We start from the raw sequence: 3,470 nt of genomic DNA, 5'->3' as shown, positions 1-3,470 counted from the left end.
TCCGTAAGGACGGCACTCCAATCGATCCAGGCCCATGGTGGGCCGCAAATGAAGGCGAAAAGGTTCGCGGATGATGCGCAAGACTTCAGTAATTCTCCTTAGCGCCGCTACCGGCGCGGCACTGACGCTGTTCGTGACCCAGCCTCGCTCCATGCTGATGGGATCGAGCGCACGCGCGGCGACCTCGGACACCTATCGCCAGCTCAATCTGTTCGGCGACGTGTTCGAGCGGGTCCGTAGCGACTACGTCGAGAAACCCGACGACTCCAAGCTGGTCGAATCCGCCATCAGCGGCATGCTGACCGGCCTCGATCCGCATTCGAGCTACATGGACGCCAAGAGCTTCCGCGACATGCAGGTGCAGACCCGCGGCGAATTCGGCGGCCTCGGCATCGAGGTCACGATGGAAGACGGCCTGATCAAGGTGGTCTCGCCGATCGACGACACGCCGGCATCCAAGGCCGGCATCATGGCCAATGACATCATCACCAATCTCGACGACGAAGCCGTGCAGGGTCTCACCCTCAACCAGGCCGTCGAAAAGATGCGCGGTCCGGTCAACACCAAGATCAAGCTGAAGATCATCCGCAAGGGCCAGGACAACCCGATCGACGTCACGCTGGTGCGCGACAACATCCGCGTCCGCTCGGTGCGCGCGCATGTCGAGGCCGACGATATCGGCTATATCCGCATCACCACCTTCAACGAGCAGACCACCGAGGGCCTGAAGAGGGAAGTCGCCAACCTGCAGAACCAGATCGGCGACAAGCTGAAGGGCTTCGTCATCGACCTCAGAAACAATCCTGGCGGCTTGCTGGAAGAAGCGGTCACGGTTTCCGATAGCTTCCTCGAGCGCGGCGAGATCGTCTCCACCCGCGGCCGCAACGCCGAGGAAACCCAGCGCCGCGCCGCGCATCCGGGCGATCTGACCAAGGGCAAGCCGGTGATCGTTCTGATCAATGGCGGCTCGGCATCGGCTTCCGAGATCGTCGCCGGTGCGCTGCAGGACCACAAGCGTGCGACGCTGGTCGGCACACGCTCGTTCGGCAAGGGCTCGGTGCAGACCATCATCCCGCTCGGAAGCGGCAACGGCGCGCTGCGGCTCACCACCGCGCGCTACTACACGCCGTCGGGCAAGTCGATCCAGGCCAAGGGTATCGTTCCCGACATCGAGGTGGTGCAGGACGTGCCGGAAGAGCTGAAGTCGCGCACCGACACCAAGGGTGAAGCCTCGCTGCGTGGGCATTTGAAATCCGACGGGGACGAAAAGACCGGTTCACAATCCTACGTGCCGCCGGACGCCAAGGACGACAAGGCGCTGAAGATGGCGGACGATCTCCTGCACGGCGTCAAGGTCAATGCGACCGCGCCGACGACCGCCGACAAGACCGCGACCGACAAGCCTGCCAACAAGGCGGCCAACTGATCCGGCTGCGGCTCACCCGCTTTTGCGAAAGGGCGGCCCTCGGGCCGCCCTTTTTGCTGGGTGGTCCTGAGGCGCCACATCTTCTTTTGACGCGTCTTCCTCACGGGAACCGGTATCCGCTTCGGTTCAAAACGCGATAGGAACACCCGAAAGACGTATTTGTGCGGCCTCCGGTGGTCGTGGATCTGCCTCGGGCTTGTCCCGCCGTGGTATCGTCGGCCGGTTGATTCGGGAAAGGTCCATGGCAGAGACGGCCGACGATCTGAGCACACCGCTTGGGCAGACGACACCGGGTCGAAAGCGCCGCTATCGGCTGCCGTTTACCGGGGTCCAGCTGCTCGCGGTGCTGCTGGGCCTGTTGCTGGTGACCTTCCTGGGCTTCGCCATCTTCAACGACAATCCGCTCGGCGGCGAGCCGATCGCCCGCGTCGCCATCGGTCCGCCGAAGCCGGCGGAAGAAAAACAGGCTGCGGCTCCGGTCGCGGCCGGGACCGAACACGGTGCCAGGTCCGAGGCCAAGCACGACACGCCGGGCGAGCAGAAGACCGTCACCATCATCGACGGCTCCAGCGGCACACGCCACGACGTCGTGATCGGCAGCGGCGAAGCCGCGGATAAAGCCGGGGCCGGGGCAGCGACTGCACCCGCCATGATGGCCGGCATCGATCCGCGCCTGTTGGAAAAATCGCGCTACGGCATGATCCCGGTCGTGGCGGACGGCCTGAAGCCCTTCACGGTCTACGCCGCGGAGGCAGACCGCGCCAAGGCCGCCAGGATGCCCGTGGTGTCCATCGTCGTCGGCGGGCTGGGAGTCGGCGCGGCCAAGACCACCGACGCCATCATGAAGCTGCCCCCGGCGGTGACGCTGGCTTTTACCCCTTATGGTTCCGATCCCGGCAAACTGGCCGAGCGGGCGCGCGCGCAGCGGCACGAGATCCTGCTGCAGGTGCCGATGGAGCCGTTCGACTATCCCGACAACGATCCGGGCCCGCAAACCCTGCTAACGACGCTGGCGCCCGAACAAAACCTCGACCGGTTATACTGGCACCTCAGCCGGTTCCAGGGCTATGCCGGGATCGCCAATTTCATGGGCGCGCGCTTCGTGGCCGCCGATGCGGTCATGCAGCCCATCGTCCGCGAGGCCGCCAAGCGCGGGCTCGGCTATCTCGACGACGGCTCGGCGCCGCGCAGCGTCGCTGCTTCGCTGGCCGCTGGCCAGTCGATGCCGTTCGCCAGGGCCGATGTCTCGATCGACGCGGTGCCGACCGCGGCAGAGATCGATCGGGCGCTGGCAAAGCTGGAGGATCTGGCAAAAGAGCGCGGAACCGCGGTGGGTATCGCCTCGGCGCTGCCGATTTCGATCGAGCGGATCGGCGTCTGGATCAAGACGCTCGACAGCCACGGCATCATGCTTGTGCCATTGACAACCGCGATGCTGAAATCAAAATCCAGCTAAATATCAACCGGCTGGCGCGACCCGGGCACTTGGGTCTGGCGTCGGTCCGCCCATATGGCGCGGAGAGGCTCTGACGGAATGGCGCGCTACGAAGACCTGCCCTATCGAACATGCGTCGGCATGATGCTGATCAACCCAGCAGGGCTCGTCTTCATCGGCCGCCGCGTCGGCGGCATCGAGCATGTCGACGATTCTCACGTCTGGCAGATGCCGCAAGGCGGGGTCGATCCCGGTGAGGATACCTGGGAGGCCGCCAAGCGCGAACTCTATGAGGAAACCAGCGTCCGGTCGGTCGAGAAGCTCGGCGAGGTCGCGGACTGGCTGATCTACGACATTCCCCGCACCGTCGCCGGACGCACCTGGAAGGGCCGTTATCGCGGCCAGCGACAGAAATGGTACGCGGTACGCTTCACCGGCCAGGATTCCGAAATCAACGTCGCCAGCCCCGGCGGCGGCCACAAGGCGGAATTCATCAGCTGGCGCTGGGAGCCGATGAGGAATCTCCCCGAGCTGATCGTCCCGTTCAAGCGGCCGGTCTATGAGCGCGTGGTGAAGGAATTTTCCAGGCTCGCGGGCGGCTGATGCCGG

General features: G+C 64.8%; 3 protein-coding genes. All 3 read left to right on the top strand.

Features of this window, described 5'->3' with window-relative positions; translation table 11 throughout:
• Window positions 1–70 precede the first annotated feature (70 nt).
• A complete protein-coding gene (locus QZ213_RS26280) occupies window positions 71–1,426 on the top strand; it encodes a S41 family peptidase (protein ID WP_291688978.1) in 1,356 nt (451 codons plus the stop codon).
• Window positions 1,427–1,667: 241 nt separating this feature from the next.
• Complete coding sequence (locus QZ213_RS26275; RefSeq protein ID WP_291688977.1) at window positions 1,668–2,882, top strand: divergent polysaccharide deacetylase family protein; 1,215 nt, start codon at window positions 1,668–1,670, stop codon at window positions 2,880–2,882.
• A gap of 78 nt (window positions 2,883–2,960) precedes the next feature.
• Window positions 2,961–3,464: an RNA pyrophosphohydrolase gene (locus QZ213_RS26270; RefSeq protein WP_291688976.1), complete on the top strand. Its 504-nt coding sequence runs from the start codon at window positions 2,961–2,963 to the stop codon at window positions 3,462–3,464.
• Window positions 3,465–3,470: the final 6 nt, after the last annotated feature.

The sequence above is a fragment of the Bradyrhizobium sp. genome (genome assembly GCF_017881085.1).
Taxonomy (GTDB): domain Bacteria; phylum Pseudomonadota; class Alphaproteobacteria; order Rhizobiales; family Xanthobacteraceae; genus Bradyrhizobium.
Note: the sequence above shows the minus strand (reverse complement) of the source record. Positions and strands in the feature narration are given on the sequence as shown.